Origin of the sequence: Streptomyces sp. P9-A2 (assembly GCF_036634175.1) — a bacterium.
Classification (GTDB): Bacteria; Actinomycetota; Actinomycetes; order Streptomycetales; family Streptomycetaceae; genus Streptomyces; species Streptomyces pratens.
The window spans coordinates 7,042,361-7,058,846 of sequence record NZ_JAZIFX010000001.1; the positions used below are offsets into that span (position 1 = coordinate 7,042,361).

The window sequence follows — 16,486 nt, forward strand, 5'->3', positions numbered from 1 at the left end:
GCCCGTGCCTTCGTCGTACCGCCTCCTCACCAGGTCGCTGGATCACTGGGCGTCACTGGGGCACCGGGCCTGCGACCGCGGCAGCACCTTCGAACGGCAGAAGTCGAAGAAGCCGCGCAGATCCGGGCTGATCCGAGCCGATCCGTTTGATGTGGATGAGGTAGAAGCCTGCGTCCGCGAACCGGATCGGCCCGGCGACGTACTCGTCCACGTCGTCGCCGCCACCCGGTTCTGCCGCACCATTTCCTCGGTTGCCAGGGACTGCGCCTGCGCCTGCCCGAAGTGTTCCGGCGAGGGCAGCACCTGGGCCGGTTCACCGGACAGCTGCTCGTTCGCCCGGAGCCGGTGGACCGCGCGGACGCACTCCTCGCGGTCCGTGCCGTAGCAGACCTCGGTGCCGTCGGCGACCGGCTTCCCTCTGCCCCGCCCGATGGGGCCGGGGGCCGGGGCGGAAATCGGCGGCAGGGCCGGGACGGGGCCGCCGGACGTTTGGTGACCCCGGCCAGGGGGACGCGGAAGTCTCCCGAGGTACGTGCCGACAGCCCCGGAGGCGAACCGTGAGTCGACCCCGCACAGTGATCGTCGCTGCCGGCTTCGCCGCGTACCGCACGGCCCGCACCATGTCCCGGCTGTCCCGGAGCCGGGCCGACATCACCCCGCTGCCGATCCCTTCGAAGGAGACTCATGAACACCGGTGAACTCGTAGAGCTCGGGCAGCAGTTGCGCGTGGACAGTGTCCGCGCCGCGGCCGCCGCAGGCTCCGGGCACCCCACGTCCTCGATGTCCGCGGCCGACCTGATGGCCGTCCTGCTGGCACGCCACTTCCGCTACGACTTCGAGCACCCGGACCACCCGGGCAACGACCGTTTCGTCCTCTCCAAGGGGCACGCCTCGCCCCTGATGTACGCCGCGTTCAAGGCGGCCGGCGCCATCGACGACGAGGAACTCCTCACCTTCCGCAAGCTCGGCAGCCGCCTCGAAGGCCACCCCACCCCCCAGCGGCTGCCCTGGGTCGAGACGGCCACCGGGTCGCTCGGCCAGGGACTGCCGGTCGGCGTCGGCATCGCGTTGGCCGGGAAGCGGCTCGACCGCTCCGGCTACCGGGTGTGGGTGATGTGCGGGGACAGCGAACTGGCCGAGGGCTCGGTGTGGGAGGCCGCCGAGCACGCCGCGTACGAGGACCTCGACAACCTGACCGTCCTCGTGGACGTGAACCGGCTCGGCCAGCGCGGCCCCACCCGGCACGGCCACGACCTCGACGCGTACGCCCGCCGCTTCGAGGCCTTCGGCTGGCACACCGTGGAGGTGGACGGGCACGACGTCGAAGCCGTCGACCGGGCGTACGGGGAGGCGTCCTCCACCAGGGGGCAGCCGACCGTGATCCTCGCCCGCACCCTCAAGGGCAAGGGCGTCAAGGCGGTACAGGACCGCGAGGGGATGCACGGCAAGCCGCTGCCGGATGCCGACGAGGCGATCGCCGAACTCGGCGGCTCCCGCGACCTGCGCGTGAAGGTGCCGCAGCCGCCCGCCGCCCGCGCGCTGCACGCCGTGCACACCGGGCAGGCCGAACCGCCCCGCTGGGACAAGGGTGAGAAGGTGGCGACACGCAACGCCTTCGGTGAGGCGCTGACCGCCCTCGGCACCGTGCGCGGCGACGTCGTGGTCCTGGACGGGGAGGTCGGCGACTCCACCCGCGCGGAGTTCTTCGCCAAGGAGCACCCCGAACGCTACGTCGAGTGCTACATCGCCGAGCAGCAGCTGGTGGCCACCGCGGTCGGGACGGCGACGCGCGGCTGGGTGCCCTACGCCGCCACCTTCGCCGCCTTCCTGACCCGCGCCCACGACTTCATCCGCATGGCGGCGGTCAGCGGTGCCGGCGTCAACCTCGTCGGCTCGCACGCCGGGGTCGCCATCGGCGAGGACGGGCCCAGCCAGATGGGTCTGGAGGACCTGGCGATGATGCGGGCGGTGCACGGCTCGACGGTGCTCTACCCCTGTGACGCCAACCAGACCGCGCGTCTGGTCGCCGCGATGGCGGACCTCGACGGCATCCGCTACCTGCGCACCTCGCGCGGTGAGAGCCCCGTGATCTACGGTCCCGGTGAGGAGTTCCCCGTCGGCGGCAGCAAGGTCCTGCGTTCCTCGGAACGGGACCGGCTGACGCTGCTGGCGGCGGGTGTCACGGTGCCCGAGGCCCTGGCCGCCGCGGACGTGCTGGCGGGGGAGGGCATCGCGGTACGGGTGATCGACCTGTACTCGGTCAAGCCCGTCGACCGGGACACCCTGCGCCGGGCCGCCGAGGAGACCGGCTGCCTGGTGACCGTGGAGGACCACCATCCGGAGGGCGGCCTCGGGGACGCGGTTCTCGACGCGTTCACCGACGGGCGGCCCGTGCCGCGCCTGGTACGGCTCGCCGTGCGCGGCATGCCGGGTTCGGCCTCCCCCGAGGAGCAGTTGCGCGCCGCCGGCATCGACGCGGAGTCGATCACGGCGGCCGGGCGGCTGCTGGTGGAGCAGGCGATCGTGCCGTGAGCGGCGAGGACACCGCGCGGACCGTGCGGGCCGGGCGCCGCACCGTGCGGATCCACCGGCCGGGGAAGGTGCTCTTCCCCGGAGGCGGGAGCGCCGGGGAGTACACCAAGGGCGACCTCGTCGACTACCACCGGGCCGTCGCCCCCTTCATGCTGCCGCATCTGCGGGGCCGCCCGCTGATGCTGGAACGGCACCCGGACGGCATCGGCGGGCCCACGTTCATGCAGAAGAACACCCCCGGGAACTACCCGGAGTGGATCACCCGTGCCGAGGTCGCCAAGGAGGGTGGCACGGTGTGCCACACCGTGTGCGACGACACGGCGACCCTGTTCTACCTCGTCGACCAGGCGAGCGTCACCCTGCACCGCTGGCTGTCCCGCGCCGGCCCGGCCCGCGGGGGCGACCGTCCGGACCGGCTGGTCTTCGACCTCGATCCCTCGCGGGACGACTTCGAGACGGTCCGGGAGGCGGCCCGGCTGCTGGGGGAGCTGCTGGACGAGCTGAACCTGCCCTCGGCACTGATGACCACGGGCTCCCGCGGGCTCCATGTGATCGTGCCGCTCGCCGGTGACCACGACGTCGACGCGGTGCGCGTCTTCGCCCGCGAGGTCGCCGACACCCTCGCCGACGCCCATCCCGACCGGCTCACCACCGCCGCACGCAAGAAGGACCGCGGTGACCGGCTCTACCTGGACGTGCAGCGCAACGCCTACGCGCAGACCGCGGTCGCGCCCTGCAGCGTCCGCGCCCTGCCCGGCGCCCCCGTCGCGACCCCTCTCTCCTGGGACCAGCTGGACGACCCGGAGCTGCACGCCCGCCGCTGGACCGTCGCCGACGCCCTCGACCAGCTGCGTACCGGCCCCTGGGCCGGGCTGCCACGCCGGGGCCGGGCCCTGGGCCCGGCCCGCCGACGGCTGGAGACGCTGCGGGGGCGACCGGCCCGGCCGGCCGGGCCGGCACGGAGCGCGACTGTGGCAATCGGGTGAACCCCGGGAGGTTTGGCGAACGGACTTGAGGCCACACGGAGTAGGAGGTGCCCATGGCGAACGCAAGAAACACCGAAGAGTCCAAGGGTTCACAGGAGCCACAGGATTCTCACGGATCCCGCAAGTCCACGGAAAACAGCAGAGCGAACAAGCGGCCGGGCCCGATGGAGGTGCTGCGCCAAGCGCGCGGCCAGCTCGCGGAGCTCACCGGTATGGAAGCCGAGTCCGTGTCGTCCTTCGAGCAGACGGAGAACGGCTGGGCGCTGGAGGTCGAGGTCCTCGAACTCGAGCGCGTGCCCGACACGATGAGCCTGATGGCGAGCTACCAGGTGGAGCTCGATCCCGACGGTCAGCTCACCGGCTACCGGCGTGTCCGCCGCTACGAGCGAGGACGGGCCGACGCGCGCAGGTCCGGCGGCCAGTAGGCCGCCCGCCCGGCCCCGCTCCCACACCCACAGAAATGGAGGAACAGTCGGCATGACAGTCGTACCGGCACAACAGTCCGGCGGTGGAGGCGGCAGCAGTGGCCTCTACGACGTGCTTGAGCTCGTCCTGGACAGGGGGCTCGTCATCGACGCATTCGTGCGGGTCTCCCTGGTCGGCATCGAGATTCTCAAGATCGACGTGCGTGTCGTCGTCGCCAGCGTCGACACCTATCTGCGCTTCGCCGAGGCGTGCAACCGGCTCGACCTGGAGTCCGGGCCCCGCAAGGACCCGGGCCTGCCCGACCTGGTCGGTGAGATGACCGAGTCCGGCGCCCGTGGCAAGTCCAAGGGCGCGCTGTCCGGCGCGGCCGAGACCATCTCCGACGCCTTCCAGCAGGCGCGCGGCGAAAGCTCCGAGCGGGAGAGCTCGTCTCGCCCGCGGGCCCGCAAGAGCACCTCGTCACGCCGGAAGGAGGAGCAGGAGTGAGCACATACGTCTACGGCATCATCGCGAGTACGCACCCCGCCGTTCCCGAGCACCTGGGCGGCGTGGGGGAGAACCCGCTGCGCGTCCTGAAGGCGGGCGACCTGGCGGCCGTCGTCAGTGACGCCCCCGAGGGGCTGCGCCCCAAGCGCAGGGAACTGCTCGCCCACCAGAACGTGCTCGGTGAGGTCGGCGCGGAGGGTTGTGTGCTGCCGATGCGGTTCGGCAGCGTCGCCCCCGACGACGACTCCGTCACCGACGTCCTCACCGAGCGCGCCGAGCACTACAAGGAGCGCCTGCGGACGCTGGACAGCCGGGTCGAGTACAACGTCAAGGCCAATCATGTCGAGGAAGCCGTCCTGCACCACGTGATGGCCGGCAACCCGGAGGTCCGTGCCCTCGCGGAAGCCAACCGGAAGGCCGGCGGCGGAAGTTACGACGACAAGATCCGCCTCGGTGAGATGGTCGCCGGTGCGGTCAGGGCTCAGGAGGCCGAGGACGGCGCCGCCGTGCAGCGCGCCCTGGAAGCGGCGGCCGACTCCGTGAGCGTGGGCCCCGAGTCCACGGGCTGGCTCGCCAACATCTCCTACCTGGTGGAGCGCGCCGCCGCCGCGGACTTCATGGCCGCCGTGGACCGGGTGCGCGAGGACATGCCGCACCTGGAGGTGCGGCTCAACGGTCCGCTGCCGCCGTACAGCTTCGTGGAACCCGGCCCGGCCGAACCGGCGGGCACCACGGCCGGCGGGGCGGACACCGGAGTGGGGTGACGGCGTGGGTCTGATCTCGGAGGTACTGCTGCTGCCGTTCGCCCCCGTGCGCGGCAGCGGCTGGGCCATCCAACAGGTGCTTCGCGAGGCGGAACGCATTTACTACGACCCCGCCACGATCCGTACCGAACTGGCGCGGCTCGAGGAGCAGTTGGAGGCCGGAGAGATCACCGAGGAGGAGTTCGACCAACAGGAGGACGTACTCCTCGACCGGTTGGAGACCGCAATGCACACCGGCACCACAGGGGACGGGACGGCACCACGATGAACCGAACGGCACTCGGCCTCGCGATAGGGGCCGGATATTTTCTCGGACGGACGAAGAAACTGAAGATGGCGGTCGCCGTCGGCGGCCTGGTGGCAGGCAAGAAGCTGAACCTCGGCCCACGGATGATCGGCGACCTGGTGTCCACGCAGCTGCGGAACAACCCGCAGTTCAAGGAACTGGGGGACCAGCTGCGCGGGGACCTGCGCGGCGCCGGCAAGGCGGCCTCCGGGGCCCTGGTGGAGCGGCAGCTCGACGCCCTCGCCGGCAAGCTGCACGGGCGTACCGCCGAGATGCGCGACCGGCTGAGCGGTGCGGGCGGCCGGCCGGACCGCGAGGCGGAGGACGACGAGTACGACGAGGACGAGGCCGCCGAGTACGACGAGGACGACGAACCGGACGGCGAGGAGTCGGAACCGCCCCCCGAGCGGCCGTCGAAGAGGGCCCCGTCGAAGGAGGAGGCCAAGAAGGCCCCGGCGAAGAAGACTCCTGCCAAGAAGGCCCCCGCGAAGAAGGCGCCTGCGGGGAAGGCCGCCCCGGCGAAGAAGGCCGCGGCCAAGAAGACGGCCGACAGGAAGACCACGGCCGCGCGGACGGCCTCGTCCCGGGGCACCCGCTCCCGCACCTCGAAGGGAGGCGGTGAACGATGACCGACGCACTCGGATCGGCCACGTCCGCCGCGCGCGAGCGGACGTCGAAGAACCCGCTCGCCGACGTGGCCCAGAGCGAGGCCGCCGACCGCCTGAAGGCGGAACTGCAGGATTACCTCGCGGCCCAGGCCACCCGTCTGCTGACCGGTGCCGGCCGCAAACTCGGCGAGACGACCGGCAAGCTCACCGACATCGCCGAGGGCAACAGTTCCGGATTCGCCAAGCTGGCGCTCGACGGCGGCCGTAAACTCGCCGAGGGCAAGAGCCCTCTGCGCACCGCCGTCGAACTGGGCGCCTCGCGCGTCAAGGACAACGTGATGGGTGCCTTCAAGGGCCTGCTGGGCGGCAAGGGCAAGGGCAAGCGCTCGGCGGGGAAGAAGCCCACCGTCATCATCGAGCACATCGATGTCGGCGTCCCGCTGCGCACCGCCTACGACCAGTGGACCCAGTACCAGGACTTCAGCACCTTCGCGAAGGGTGTCAAGAGCGCCAGTAAGGGCGACGACACCACCTCGGACTGGCAGCTGAAGGTCTTCTGGTCCAACCGCAGCTGGAAGGCGAAGACCACCGAGCAGGTCCCCGACTACCGCATCGTCTGGTCCTCCGAGGGTGCCAAGGGCACCACGAAGGGCGTCGTCTCCTTCCACCAACTCGCCGACAACCTCACCCGGGTCCTCCTGGTCATCGAGTACTACCCCGCCGGCCTGTTCGAGAAGACCGGCAACATCTGGCGCGCCCAGGGCCGCCGGGCCCGGCTCGACCTGAAGAACTTCGCCCGCTTCATCACGTTCAAGGGCGAGGCCGAGGACGGCTGGCGCGGCGAGATCCAGGACGGGGAAGTGGTCCGCAGCCACGAGGACGCCGTCGCCGAGGAGGAGGAAGCCTCGCGCGACGAGGCGGCCGACGAGGACGAGGCGGCCGGCGAAGGCGAGACGGACGAGGAACTGGAGGGCGACGAGGAGCCGGAGGCCGAGTACGAGGACGACGCGTACGAGGAGACGGACGAAGCCGCGGAGGACGGAGAACCGGCGGAGGACGCCTACGAGGACGAGGAACGGGCGGAGGACACCTACGAGGACGAGGAGGAGGAAGGCGAGGGCGAGTACGAGCCCGAGTACGCCGAGGGCGGGAGCCGACGATGACCACACCCGGCCGCTTCCCTGAGCCGTACGGCCAGGGGAGCGGCGCCAACCTCGCGGACATCCTCGAGCGGGTGCTCGACAAGGGCATCGTCATCGCGGGCGACATCCGCATCAACCTGCTCGACATCGAACTGCTCACCATCAAACTGCGGCTCGTCATCGCTTCCGTCGACAAGGCGAAGGAGATGGGGATCGACTGGTGGGAGACGGACCCGGCGCTGTCCTCACGCGCCCGCCGCTCCGAACTGGCGAAGGAGAACGCTGAGTTGCGTGAGCGGCTGGCCGAACTGGAGACCGGCCGCCAGGAGGAGACCGGCCGTTCACTGGAGACCGGCCGTCAGCAGGGGGCCGACCGTCAGCGGGAGGCCGACCGTCCACACAGGGAGGCCCCGTGACCGGACTGCGGTACGTCTACGCCGTCTGCCGGCCCTTCGGCGCTCCGCTCCAGGCGCAGTTGGCCGGTGTGGCGGGGGATCCGCCCCGGCTGCTGACCCACCACGGCCTGGTGGTCGTCGTCAGCCACGTACCGGAGGCGGACTTCGCCGAGGAGCCCTTCCGCGCGCATCTGGAGGATCTCGACTGGCTGACCACGACCGCCCGCGCGCACCAGGGTGTCATCGACGCCCTCACCACCGTCACGACGCCGCTGCCGCTGCGGCTCGGCACCGTGTTCCGCGACGACAGCGGCGTACGGACGATGGTGGAGGCGCGCGAGGAGAGCTTCCTGCGGACGCTGGCCCGGTTGGACGGCCGGGTCGAATGGGGCGTGAAGGTCTTCGTCGAGGCGGAGCAGACGCCGGACCCCGCCGCCGCACCGCCCCCGCGCAAGCCCGCCTCGGGCCGGGACTACCTGCGCCAACGGCGCATGGAGACGAAATCGCACGACGACCTGTGGCAGCGGGCCGAGGCTTTCTCGACCCACCTGCACGAGACGCTTTCCGGCCGCGCCGAGGATTCCCGGTTGCACGCACCGCAGAATCCCACGCTCTCCGGCGCCTCGGGGCGCAATGTGCTGAATGCGGCCTACCTCGTGCCGCGGGCGGAGTCCGAGGAATTCGTGGAAACGGTGGAACGGACGAGGGACGGGGCGCCCGGAATACGGGTGGAACTCACCGGCCCCTGGGCGGCCTATTCGTTCGCCGGGGAGGAATCGGTGGCGGGGGAGGAGGGGGCATGACCGTCGTCGAACGCCGGGAGATAGCCCTGGTGGATCTGCTCGACCGGCTCCTGGCCGGCGGCGTCGTCATCACCGGCGACCTCACGTTGCGCATCGCGGACGTCGACCTGGTCCGTATCGACCTCAACGCGCTCATCAGCTCGGTCAACGCGAACGTTCCGTCGCCCTTCGAGGAGTCGCGGTGACGGCCACCCCGGACGACCCTCATGCCGAGCCGCACGGAGGCCGGGGTGACCAGGGAGACCGGGGTGACCAGGGAGACCGGCGTGACCGGGGAGACCGGCGTGACCGGGGTGACCAGGGTGACCGGGGTGGCCCTGGCGGCCGGCGCAACCGGCTCGACCTGGATCCGGACACGGTCGAACGCGACCTGGTCAAACTGGTGCTCACCGTCGTGGAACTGCTGCGCCAGCTCATGGAGCGCCAGGCGTTGCGCCGGTTCGACGAGGGAGACCTGACGGAGGAGCAGGAGGAGCGCATCGGGCTCACCCTCATGCTCCTCGGGGACCGGATGGCGGAACTGCGGGACCGTTACGGACTGCGGCCCGAGGACCTGAATCTGGACCTCGGGCCGCTCGGACCGCTGCTGCCACGGGACTGAGCCCCCAAGGGCCCGGTGACGGGAAGTTTCCCCGTCACCGGGCCCTTGGGGCTGCGTCGGCCGTCATCACAAGCCCGGCCGTCACCTCACCACCTGTACCAGCGGCCCCTGCCCCCGCCCGCCGTCGTGCTGCGCATGAGGAATCCCAGCAGCCACACGACGAGAACGGCCAAGGCGATCCACCAGAGCACCTTCACCGCGAAGCCGGCGCCGAAAAGAACCAGGGCCAGAAGCAGAACGAGCAGAATGGGAACCATGATGTCGACCTCCTGCCTTTCTGATGGCCCGGAATTCGGGTTTCACGCTTCCTTCCGGCACAGAATCTCTCCGTGCAGCACGCTGAACCAGCCGTCGTCCCGCGCGCCCCATTCCCGCCAGGCCCGTGCCGCCGCCCGCAGCTGCCCACCGTTGGCGTGGCCCTGTTCGGTGGCCCGCTCGGCGTAGGCCGACGCCACCGTGCGGTCCGCCCACAGACCGCTCCACCAGGCCCGCTCCTCATCGGTCGAGAAGGTCCAGGTGCCCGAGCCGGCGGTGACGTCCGTGAGTCCCGCGGCCAGCGCCCAGGACTTCAGCCGCCGTCCGGCGTCCGGTTCGCCGCCGTTGGCCCGCGCCACCCGCCGGTACAGCTCCAGCCAGTCGTCCATGCCCCGCGACGGGGGATACCAGGTCATCGCCGCGTAGTCCGCGTCGCGGACGGCGATGTACCCGCCCGGCCTGGTCACCCGTGCCATCTCGCGCAGCGCCCGCACCGGATCCCCCACGTGCTGGAGCACCTGATGGGCATGGACCACACAGAACGTGTCGTCCGGGAAGTCCAGCGCGTGCACGTCGCCCACCGTGAAGGAGGTGTTCGCCAGCCCTCGCGCGGCCGCCGTGGCACGGGCCTGCTCCAGGACGCCCGGAGCCCGGTCGAGACCGGTGACGTGCCCGTCGGGGGCGAGCGACGCCAGGTCCGCGGTGATGGTGCCGGGCCCGCATCCGATGTCCAGGATCCGCATGTCGGGCCGCAGCGCCCCGAGGAGGTACGCGGCCGAGTTGGCCGCGGTCCGCCAGGTGTGCGACCGCAGCACCGACTCGTGGTGCCCGTGGGTGTAGACAGCGGTCTCTCGCGGTGCCGACATGGTGAACCCGTCCCGTCCCGTCGCGTACGTATCGTCCGAACGACTGTCACGGTAAGGGCTCTGGCCGTATGGTGAGACATGCATTTCACCATGTGGACGGTGAGGATGTTCGGGGGCGTCGCCGGGCCCGAGGGGCGAAACGGTTTGCCACCCGTGCCGGCGCCCCGGACAATGGCCTCCCATGGGTCACCTCGAAGCCGCGCATCTGGAGTACTTCCTTCCCGACGGGAGGGCACTCCTGGGCGACGTGTCCTTCCGGGTGGGAGAAGGGGCCGTCATGGCCCTGGTCGGACCCAACGGCGCGGGCAAGACGACCCTCCTGCGCCTCCTGGCCGGCGAACTGAAGCCGCACGGCGGGACGGTCACGGTCAGCGGCGGGCTCGGCGTCATGCGCCAGTTCGTGGGCTCCGTACGCGACGAGACGACCGTGCGCGACCTCCTCGTCTCCGTCGCCACGCCCCGCATCCGCGAAGCGGCCCGCACCGTGGACAAGGCCGAGCACGCCCTCCTCACAGTCGACGACGAGGCCGCCCAGCTGGGGTACGCGCAGGCCCTCGCCGACTGGGCGGAGGCGCGCGGCTACGAGGCCGAGACGATGTGGGACATGTGCACGACGGCCGCGCTCGGCGTCCCGTACGACCAGGCGCAGTGGCGCCAGGTGCGCACCCTCTCCGGCGGCGAACAGAAACGCCTGGTCCTCGAGGCACTCCTGCGCGGCACCGACGAGGTCCTGCTCCTCGACGAGCCCGACAACTACCTCGACGTGCCCGGCAAGCGCTGGCTGGAGGAGCGGCTCGAACAGACCCGCAAGACCGTGCTGTTCGTGTCCCACGACCGGGAACTGCTCGCCCGCGCGGCCCAGCGCATCGTCTCCCTCGAACCGAGCCCCACCGGCGCCGACGCCTGGGTGCACGGCGGCGGCTTCGCCACCTACCACGAGGCCCGCCGCGAACGCTTCGCCCGCTTCGAGGAGTTGCGCCGACGGTGGGACGAGAAGCACGCCCAGCTGAAGAAGCTCGTGCTGAACCTCCGTCAGGCCGCCTCCGTCAGCCACGACATGGCGTCCCGGTACCAGGCGGCGCAGACTCGGCTGCGCAAGTTCGAGGAGGCCGGCCCGCCGCCGGAGCCGCCGCGCGAGCAGGACATCAGGATGCGGCTCAAGGGCGGCCGGACCGGAGTCCGCGCGGTCACCTGCGAGCAGCTCGAACTCACCGGTCTGATGAAACCCTTCGACCTGGAGGTCTTCTACGGCGAACGGGTCGCCGTCCTCGGCTCCAACGGCTCCGGCAAGTCGCACTTCCTGCGCCTGCTCGCCGGGGACGAGGTGAGCCACACCGGCGGCTGGCGGCTCGGCGCCCGGGTCGTGCCCGGACACTTCGCGCAGACGCACGCACACCCCGAACTGGAGGGCCGCGCTCTTCTGGACATCCTGTGGAAGGAGCACGCCCAGGACCGGGGCGCCGCCATGTCCCGGCTGCGCCGCTACGAACTGACCGGCCAGGCCGAGCAGGCCTTCGAACGGCTCTCCGGCGGCCAGCAGGCCAGGTTCCAGATCCTGCTGCTCGAGCTCCAGGGCGTCACCGCGCTGCTGCTGGACGAGCCGACGGACAACCTGGACCTGGAGTCGGCGGAGGCACTCCAGGAAGGCCTGGAAGCCTTCGAGGGCACGGTCGTGGCCGTCACGCACGACCGCTGGTTCGCCCGCTCCTTCGACCGCTACCTGGTCTTCGGCAGCGACGGCAGGGTCCGGGAGACGCCCGAACCGGTGTGGGACGAACGCAGGGTGGAACGGGCCCGGTAGCCCCAGCGGGTCCGGTCGGCGCAACGGGCCCGGCGCCCGGGATGTTCGTAGAGTGGACACAGGGACGCGGGGACTCGCGGCCTCCCCGGGCGGGTGCCCGGACCGCAGGACGCACACGACGAGCGGGGCACACGATGACCGGAGTCGAGCCGGACCGCCTGGACGACCAGCAGCTCATGAAGGAGCTGGAAACCATCCACCGCACGCGCCACGACACCCTGCTGTACGCCTCCGACGACGCTCTGCGGGCCCACAACGGGCGCATGGCTCAGCTGGAGGGCGAGTACCTGCGCCGCAACCCCCGCCGCTTGGTGGCGGCGGGCCGCACCCGTGAAGGGGCCCGGGAGCGCGGCGGCACGGGCACGGCGACCCCCGCGGACCCGGGCACTTGACCGACGGGCCCGGCCCGGGGCCTGACGGCTGCCGGACCGGGCCCGTGCGACGGCCGCCGACCCGGGACTCCGCCCTCGAAGCCCTCGAAGAATCCTGGAACGCAGCTCCCGAGACGGTCCGGGTCCACCCGACGAGCCGGGAGCTGATGCGCGTGCTGACCTCACTGCACCACCGCAGCAACCCGAGGCTGACACGGCTGGCCAAGCGCGCGGGTGTGCCGTTCTGACCTGCCGGCCAAAGCGTGCGTTCCAGCTGGGCTCAGAAGATCACTGTTCCTGCGATCACTGTGAGGGGCCATGGCCGTCACGTACTTGATGCTCGCGCGGCTGCCGGAAGGGGGCTTGGGCGCCTTCGACGCTTATGAAAGCGCCGTTTTGCCGCTCCTTGCCGAGCACGGGGGGCGTCTTCAGCGCCGATTGCGCACGCTGGACGATCGGGTCGAGGCCCACCTTGTGACCTTTCCCGACAGTGAGGCCTTCGCTGCCTACCGAGCGGATCCCAGGCGTTCTACCGCGGCACCGCTGCTGGATTCGTCCGGGGCAGTGATCGAACTACTCGCGGTGCGCGACGTGGAGTGACTGTAACGAACGACCGTTGACGGAGCCGGCGGGCCCCTACGCGTTCTCCGTCTCCCGGGACCGCGTCAGCGCCTCGGCCAGTTCCTGCACGTTGTCGTAGTGGGCCCGCCGGGGCAGGTGTTCCAGCGTGTCGACGAGTGTGTCCGGAGCGTGCCGTCGGCTCAGGGTGCGCATCAGCTCGCGCGGACCCGCGGGGAACGCCCCGCGGCCCAGGATCCTGGCCAGTTCCAGCCGCACCGACTCCAGTGATGTCGGCGCGCGACCCGGCGTCACCGGGCCGCGTGCCACCTCCGGGTCGTCCTCGGCGGACGGCTCCGGGTCGTTCCACTCCTCGGACCGGGTGGGGTGCCCCGACCTCAGCAGGCCCTGCAGTTCGTGCTTCATCTCGTCGTCGCGGTGGGCGCTCAGCCGGTTGCTGCCTCGCTGCATGTTTCCCTCCAGGTGGTTCAAGGTTCGTACCGCGTACCCGGAGGGCGGAGACCGACACGGGGTTCGTCGGCCGGATCGTCACCTCATCGGCACCGGGCCCGTGCGCTGCCGGTTTGCCCCGGGAACGGCGGGAGACCCGGATGTCTCACCCGTACGTGCCTCTGCCCGCCTCCTGGGAAGGGACCGCCATGGCGGTGCTCGCAGTGCTCGTCCCGCCACTCATGCTCGGCATCCTGATCATGCTGGGCCGTTACGAGGATCTTCTGCTGCCCGGCGTGCGTGAGCAGGCCCCCGACGGCGTCCCCGCACCGCAGGACGTGGGTCCCCGGGCCGGTCCCGCGGCCGCCGCGTCCACCGGCCGGACGGACCCGGGCGGGTTCACCGGCGGCTCCTGAACCACCGGACGGGCGCCCCCGCGCACCGGCTTCACCCGCTCGGGCGTGCCCGTCCCGCGAATGGTGTCCGGCCGCGCGCGACGCGGCGGCCGGAGGGCTCTGATGGATGCGGGGCGCGACCCCGCGCCCCGCCGACGTGGGGCCACCCCCGCGGCCGTCGAACGGGACGCCGTGCCCCGGCCGTCGCCCGAAGGAGCCCGCACCATGCGCCGCACCGCCCGTGCCCTGTCCCTCGCCGCCGCCGTCGGCACCGTCCTCGGCGTGTTCGTACCGGCCGCGTCCGCGGATCCGTCCGCCGAGGTCAGTCCGGGCAGCGCGGCCCCGGGCGGCACCGTCACCGTCTCGGTCTCCTGCGACCCGGCCGACGGGCCGCCGCCGAAGACCCTCGAGGCGGCCTCGGAAGCCTTCGACGGGGGTGTCGTCGAGCTGGATCAGGTGACCGGCGGCGACGCGCAGGAGTCCGGCCCCGCCTACCGGGGCACCGCGGACATCCAGGACGCGGGGGCCGCCGGGGGCCCCGACCACGTGGGGGGCACGGCAGGGACCGAGGACGACGAGGCCTTGGACGAGGCTCTGGACGAGATCTTGGACGAGAAGGCCGACGCCGGCGTCGATGACGTCGAGGACACCGGTGACCTCGACGAGACCGAGGACGCCGGGAACCCCGCCGACGACGCGCTCGACGTGCTCGACGCGTTCGGCGGCCTCGATGCCGGCGGCACGGCCGGGGGCGGGGCCGCATGGACCGTCGAGGGCATGTGTCCCGCCGCGCCCGGCGAGAAGGGCAAGCCGTGGAGCGCCGCCTTCACCGTCGTCGCCCGCCACCCGGGAGGTTCCGGCGCCCCGTCCCCCTCCCACAAGCCGTCTCCCTCCCACAAGCCCTCGCCCTCCTACAAGCCCTCGCCCTCCCACAAACCGTCGCCTTCCCACAAACCTTTCCCCTCCCACAAACCGTCTTCTTCCCCTGCGCCTTCCTTCTCGCCCTGCTCCGGCCCCGAGCGCGCCCACTGCGGCGGACCCGAGGTCCCGCGGGGCGTCCAGGCGGGGACAGGCGGCGGGTTCACCGACTCCGTGCCCGCCCTGATCGCGGGCGGGCTGCTGATCGCGGCCGCGTTCGGCGCCGCCGCCCACCGGCTGTACCGCGGCAGGAACACCCGTACGCACGGCTGACGCACCGATCGGCCTGGCCCGCCGACCGCCCCGCCCACCTGGTCCTTGTCAGCGGCGGCGCCCACCGGGAGTGGTCGGCGCAACCGTGGGTACTGACACCGGACACCGACTGGAGGCGCGAATGCGGCGGACGGACCCCGAACCCCACAGCCCCGCGAGCCGGCATCCCGACGGGGCAGGCCCCGCAGGCCGTGATCCCGCAGACCGTGATCCCGCAGACCGTGATCCCGCGGGCAGTGCCCCCACGGGCCGTGACCCCGTCGGCCACGGTCCGGTCCGCTTCGGCCCGGTGCTGCCCGAGGACGGGCTGCCCGTACTGCCCGAACTGGCCGCCGTCCTCGCCGCCGCCGCGTCCCGCGCGGCGACGGAGCCGGTCGGTGGCGGCCCCGTCCTGCTGGACGCCGCGTGCGGCCACGGCGACCGGCGCGGCCTGCCCGCGGCCCCGGACCGGGTGGCCGTCGCCCCCGGCGCGCCCGCGCTGCTCGTGGCGCTCACCGCGGCCATCGGCGGGGACGTACTGGTGCCCCGGCCCTGCGCCGCCTGGTGGGCGCCCTCCGCGCGGTTGCTCGGCCGCCCGGCGTTCCCGGTGCCGGTACCCGCCGAGAGCGGCGGCGTCCCCGACCCGTACGCCCTGCTGGAGACCGTACGGCGGCTGCGCGCCGAGGGCGGCGACCCGCGCCTGCTGGTGCTCTCCGTCGCCGACGACCCCACCGGCACCGTCACCCCGCCCGAGCTGCTGCACGAGACCCTCGAGGCCGCCGCCGGTGAAGGGCTGCACCTGGTGAGCGACGAGACCTGGCGCGACACCCTGCACACCCCGCACGACACCGTGCTGCTCAGCCCCGCCGAGATGCTGCCCGGACAGGTCACCGTGGTCACCGACCTGGCGGGCGCCCTGCTCCCGCCCGGCTGGCCCGCCGCCGTCGCCCGCTTCCCGGCGGGCCCGGAGGGCGGAGCGCTCCACGCGCGTGTGCTCGACGTCCTGACCGCGCTCGACGCGCGCGTCGCCACCCCGGTGGCCGCGGCCGCCGCCTACGCCCTGTCCGAGCCGGAACCGGTCACCGCGCGGGTGGCGGCCGCCGTACACCTGCACGCGCGCGTGGCCGCGGCCGCGCGCGAGACGGTCGTCGCCGCGGGCGCCCTGGCACGGCCCCCGCAGGCCGGGCGGCACCTGTACGTCGACCTCGCGCCGCTGGCCCCGGCACTCGCCGCGCACGGTGTCGGCGACGCGCAGGAGCTGGAGGACTTCCTCACCGGACGGCTCGGCATGCCCGCGGCGGGCGGTCACCGCTTCGGCGACGACCTCGAAGCACCCCGCGTACGGCTGTCCACCGCGCCCCTGCTCGGCGACACCGCCGAGCGGCGCGCGGAATGCCTCGGATCCCCCACACCGTTGGAGCTTCCGTACGTGCGACGCGCGTTGATCCACCTGAAGACGGTCTTCGACGATCTCCGCGACGATGCCCGGCGAGGGGAGCCCCGCCGATCGAGCGGCTGACGAACCTCTCACTCACGTCCGTGCCGCGTGGCAGCCGGCCGGGTCTGTCCCGCGAGAACCTCCGGGACCTGC

Annotated in this window: 23 protein-coding genes and 1 pseudogene; 20 read left to right on the forward strand and 4 right to left on the reverse strand. The window is 72.2% G+C overall.

Translation table 11 applies throughout. From position 1 onward, the window contains the following. Nucleotides 1-52: 52 nt before the first annotated feature. Nucleotides 53-211, reverse strand: coding sequence for a hypothetical protein (locus tag V4Y04_RS37890; protein ID WP_443080114.1), 159 nt, complete (start codon nt 209-211; stop codon nt 53-55). A gap of 346 nt (nt 212-557) precedes the next feature. Here V4Y04_RS37890 and V4Y04_RS31800 point away from each other — a divergent pair, with 346 nt between their 5' ends. From V4Y04_RS31800 to V4Y04_RS31860, 13 genes are all read left to right on the forward strand, one after another. Continuing rightward, nucleotides 558-698, forward strand: a complete 141-nt coding sequence (locus tag V4Y04_RS31800) for a hypothetical protein (protein WP_332433163.1) — start codon at nt 558-560, stop codon at nt 696-698. After that, nucleotides 685-2,532 (forward strand): transketolase, encoded by a 1,848-nt coding sequence (locus V4Y04_RS31805; protein WP_332431807.1) that lies wholly within the window; start codon nt 685-687, stop codon nt 2,530-2,532. Before V4Y04_RS31800 ends, V4Y04_RS31805 begins: the two co-directional genes overlap by 14 nt. Further along, nucleotides 2,529-3,518 (forward strand): non-homologous end-joining DNA ligase, encoded by a 990-nt coding sequence (ligD, locus tag V4Y04_RS31810; RefSeq protein ID WP_332431808.1) that lies wholly within the window; start codon nt 2,529-2,531, stop codon nt 3,516-3,518. The genes V4Y04_RS31805 and ligD overlap by 4 nt, the downstream gene beginning before the upstream one ends. Nucleotides 3,519-3,571: 53 nt before the next feature. After that, on the forward strand, nt 3,572-3,943 hold the full coding sequence (locus V4Y04_RS31815; RefSeq protein WP_332431809.1) for a gas vesicle protein GvpO: 372 nt from the start codon (nt 3,572-3,574) through the stop codon (nt 3,941-3,943). A gap of 52 nt (nt 3,944-3,995) precedes the next feature. Further along, nucleotides 3,996-4,430 (forward strand): gas vesicle structural protein GvpA, encoded by a 435-nt coding sequence (locus tag V4Y04_RS31820; RefSeq protein WP_332431810.1) that lies wholly within the window; start codon nt 3,996-3,998, stop codon nt 4,428-4,430. Further along, the gene (locus tag V4Y04_RS31825) at nt 4,427-5,194 is read left to right on the forward strand and encodes a GvpL/GvpF family gas vesicle protein (RefSeq protein WP_332431811.1); all 768 of its coding nucleotides are present in this window, start codon (nt 4,427-4,429) and stop codon (nt 5,192-5,194) included. The genes V4Y04_RS31820 and V4Y04_RS31825 overlap by 4 nt, the downstream gene beginning before the upstream one ends. 4 nt (nt 5,195-5,198) lie before the next feature. Next, nucleotides 5,199-5,462 (forward strand): gas vesicle protein GvpG, encoded by a 264-nt coding sequence (locus V4Y04_RS31830; protein ID WP_332431812.1) that lies wholly within the window; start codon nt 5,199-5,201, stop codon nt 5,460-5,462. After that, entirely contained in the window at nt 5,459-6,109 is a 651-nt protein-coding gene (locus V4Y04_RS31835; protein WP_332431813.1) for a DNA primase, read from the forward strand. The genes V4Y04_RS31830 and V4Y04_RS31835 overlap by 4 nt, the downstream gene beginning before the upstream one ends. Beyond that, nucleotides 6,106-7,251, forward strand: coding sequence for an SRPBCC family protein (locus V4Y04_RS31840; RefSeq protein ID WP_332431814.1), 1,146 nt, complete (start codon nt 6,106-6,108; stop codon nt 7,249-7,251). Before V4Y04_RS31835 ends, V4Y04_RS31840 begins: the two co-directional genes overlap by 4 nt. Beyond that, nucleotides 7,248-7,646, forward strand: coding sequence for a gas vesicle protein (locus tag V4Y04_RS31845; RefSeq protein WP_332431815.1), 399 nt, complete (start codon nt 7,248-7,250; stop codon nt 7,644-7,646). Before V4Y04_RS31840 ends, V4Y04_RS31845 begins: the two co-directional genes overlap by 4 nt. Further along, a complete protein-coding gene (locus V4Y04_RS31850; protein ID WP_332431816.1) occupies nt 7,643-8,428 on the forward strand; it encodes a GvpL/GvpF family gas vesicle protein in 786 nt (261 codons plus the stop codon). The genes V4Y04_RS31845 and V4Y04_RS31850 overlap by 4 nt, the downstream gene beginning before the upstream one ends. Further along, complete coding sequence (locus V4Y04_RS31855; protein WP_332431817.1) at nt 8,425-8,613, forward strand: gas vesicle protein; 189 nt, start codon at nt 8,425-8,427, stop codon at nt 8,611-8,613. The genes V4Y04_RS31850 and V4Y04_RS31855 overlap by 4 nt, the downstream gene beginning before the upstream one ends. Before the next feature lie 158 nt (nt 8,614-8,771). After that, complete coding sequence (locus tag V4Y04_RS31860; protein ID WP_332433062.1) at nt 8,772-9,029, forward strand: gas vesicle protein K; 258 nt, start codon at nt 8,772-8,774, stop codon at nt 9,027-9,029. A gap of 86 nt (nt 9,030-9,115) precedes the next feature. On the opposite strand, the gene V4Y04_RS31865 is transcribed toward V4Y04_RS31860, so the two are convergent. Then, nucleotides 9,116-9,286 (reverse strand): hypothetical protein, encoded by a 171-nt coding sequence (locus V4Y04_RS31865; RefSeq protein WP_055597260.1) that lies wholly within the window; start codon nt 9,284-9,286, stop codon nt 9,116-9,118. A 42-nt stretch (nt 9,287-9,328) separates the two neighbouring features. Beyond that, nucleotides 9,329-10,150: a class I SAM-dependent methyltransferase gene (locus V4Y04_RS31870; RefSeq protein WP_332431818.1), complete on the reverse strand. Its 822-nt coding sequence runs from the start codon at nt 10,148-10,150 to the stop codon at nt 9,329-9,331. A 181-nt stretch (nt 10,151-10,331) separates the two neighbouring features. On the opposite strand from V4Y04_RS31870, the gene V4Y04_RS31875 reads away from it, so the two are divergent. The 4 genes and pseudogenes from V4Y04_RS31875 (at nt 10,332) to V4Y04_RS31890 (ending at nt 12,922) form a co-directional block, all read left to right on the forward strand. Beyond that, entirely contained in the window at nt 10,332-11,951 is a 1,620-nt protein-coding gene (locus tag V4Y04_RS31875; RefSeq protein ID WP_332431819.1) for an ABC-F family ATP-binding cassette domain-containing protein, read from the forward strand. A gap of 93 nt (nt 11,952-12,044) precedes the next feature. Beyond that, nucleotides 12,045-12,343 (forward strand): annotated as a pseudogene (locus tag V4Y04_RS31880) (DUF6158 family protein). Nucleotides 12,344-12,387: 44 nt separating this feature from the next. Beyond that, entirely contained in the window at nt 12,388-12,570 is a 183-nt protein-coding gene (locus V4Y04_RS31885) for a hypothetical protein (RefSeq protein ID WP_332431821.1), read from the forward strand. A gap of 70 nt (nt 12,571-12,640) precedes the next feature. After that, the gene (locus V4Y04_RS31890; RefSeq protein ID WP_332431822.1) at nt 12,641-12,922 is read left to right on the forward strand and encodes a hypothetical protein; all 282 of its coding nucleotides are present in this window, start codon (nt 12,641-12,643) and stop codon (nt 12,920-12,922) included. Nucleotides 12,923-12,958: 36 nt separating this feature from the next. Here the strand turns inward: V4Y04_RS31890 and V4Y04_RS31895 are convergent, their stop codons facing one another. Continuing rightward, nucleotides 12,959-13,351, reverse strand: a complete 393-nt coding sequence (locus tag V4Y04_RS31895) for a DUF2795 domain-containing protein (protein WP_332431823.1) — start codon at nt 13,349-13,351, stop codon at nt 12,959-12,961. Between the two features lie 188 nt (nt 13,352-13,539). On the opposite strand from V4Y04_RS31895, the gene V4Y04_RS31900 reads away from it, so the two are divergent. The 3 genes from V4Y04_RS31900 (at nt 13,540) to V4Y04_RS31910 (ending at nt 16,414) form a co-directional block, all read left to right on the forward strand. Continuing rightward, entirely contained in the window at nt 13,540-13,746 is a 207-nt protein-coding gene (locus tag V4Y04_RS31900; RefSeq protein ID WP_332431824.1) for a hypothetical protein, read from the forward strand. 204 nt (nt 13,747-13,950) lie between these two features. Then, nucleotides 13,951-14,916: a hypothetical protein gene (locus V4Y04_RS31905; protein WP_332431825.1), complete on the forward strand. Its 966-nt coding sequence runs from the start codon at nt 13,951-13,953 to the stop codon at nt 14,914-14,916. A gap of 121 nt (nt 14,917-15,037) precedes the next feature. Then, entirely contained in the window at nt 15,038-16,414 is a 1,377-nt protein-coding gene (locus V4Y04_RS31910) for an aminotransferase class I/II-fold pyridoxal phosphate-dependent enzyme (protein ID WP_332431826.1), read from the forward strand. Nucleotides 16,415-16,486 lie beyond the last annotated feature (72 nt).

What these genes read in the sequence shown, in the direction of transcription:
- V4Y04_RS31805 (WP_332431807.1), top strand. Translation starts at nt 685, where the DNA reads ATGAACACCGGTGAACTCGTAGAGCTCGGGCAGCAGTTGCGCGTGGAC.
- V4Y04_RS31815 (WP_332431809.1), top strand. Translation starts at nt 3,572, where the DNA reads ATGGCGAACGCAAGAAACACCGAAGAGTCCAAGGGTTCACAGGAGCCA.
- V4Y04_RS31820 (WP_332431810.1), top strand. Translation starts at nt 3,996, where the DNA reads ATGACAGTCGTACCGGCACAACAGTCCGGCGGTGGAGGCGGCAGCAGT.
- V4Y04_RS31835 (WP_332431813.1), top strand. Translation starts at nt 5,459, where the DNA reads ATGAACCGAACGGCACTCGGCCTCGCGATAGGGGCCGGATATTTTCTC.
- V4Y04_RS31840 (WP_332431814.1), top strand. Translation starts at nt 6,106, where the DNA reads ATGACCGACGCACTCGGATCGGCCACGTCCGCCGCGCGCGAGCGGACG.
- V4Y04_RS31845 (WP_332431815.1), top strand. Translation starts at nt 7,248, where the DNA reads ATGACCACACCCGGCCGCTTCCCTGAGCCGTACGGCCAGGGGAGCGGC.
- V4Y04_RS31855 (WP_332431817.1), top strand. Translation starts at nt 8,425, where the DNA reads ATGACCGTCGTCGAACGCCGGGAGATAGCCCTGGTGGATCTGCTCGAC.
- V4Y04_RS31865 (WP_055597260.1), bottom strand. Translation starts at nt 9,286, where the DNA reads ATGGTTCCCATTCTGCTCGTTCTGCTTCTGGCCCTGGTTCTTTTCGGC.
- V4Y04_RS31870 (WP_332431818.1), bottom strand. Translation starts at nt 10,150, where the DNA reads ATGTCGGCACCGCGAGAGACCGCTGTCTACACCCACGGGCACCACGAG.
- V4Y04_RS31875 (WP_332431819.1), top strand. Translation starts at nt 10,332, where the DNA reads ATGGGTCACCTCGAAGCCGCGCATCTGGAGTACTTCCTTCCCGACGGG.
- V4Y04_RS31890 (WP_332431822.1), top strand. Translation starts at nt 12,641, where the DNA reads ATGGCCGTCACGTACTTGATGCTCGCGCGGCTGCCGGAAGGGGGCTTG.
- V4Y04_RS31895 (WP_332431823.1), bottom strand. Translation starts at nt 13,351, where the DNA reads ATGCAGCGAGGCAGCAACCGGCTGAGCGCCCACCGCGACGACGAGATG.
- V4Y04_RS31900 (WP_332431824.1), top strand. Translation starts at nt 13,540, where the DNA reads ATGGCGGTGCTCGCAGTGCTCGTCCCGCCACTCATGCTCGGCATCCTG.
- V4Y04_RS31905 (WP_332431825.1), top strand. Translation starts at nt 13,951, where the DNA reads ATGCGCCGCACCGCCCGTGCCCTGTCCCTCGCCGCCGCCGTCGGCACC.
- V4Y04_RS31910 (WP_332431826.1), top strand. Translation starts at nt 15,038, where the DNA reads ATGCGGCGGACGGACCCCGAACCCCACAGCCCCGCGAGCCGGCATCCC.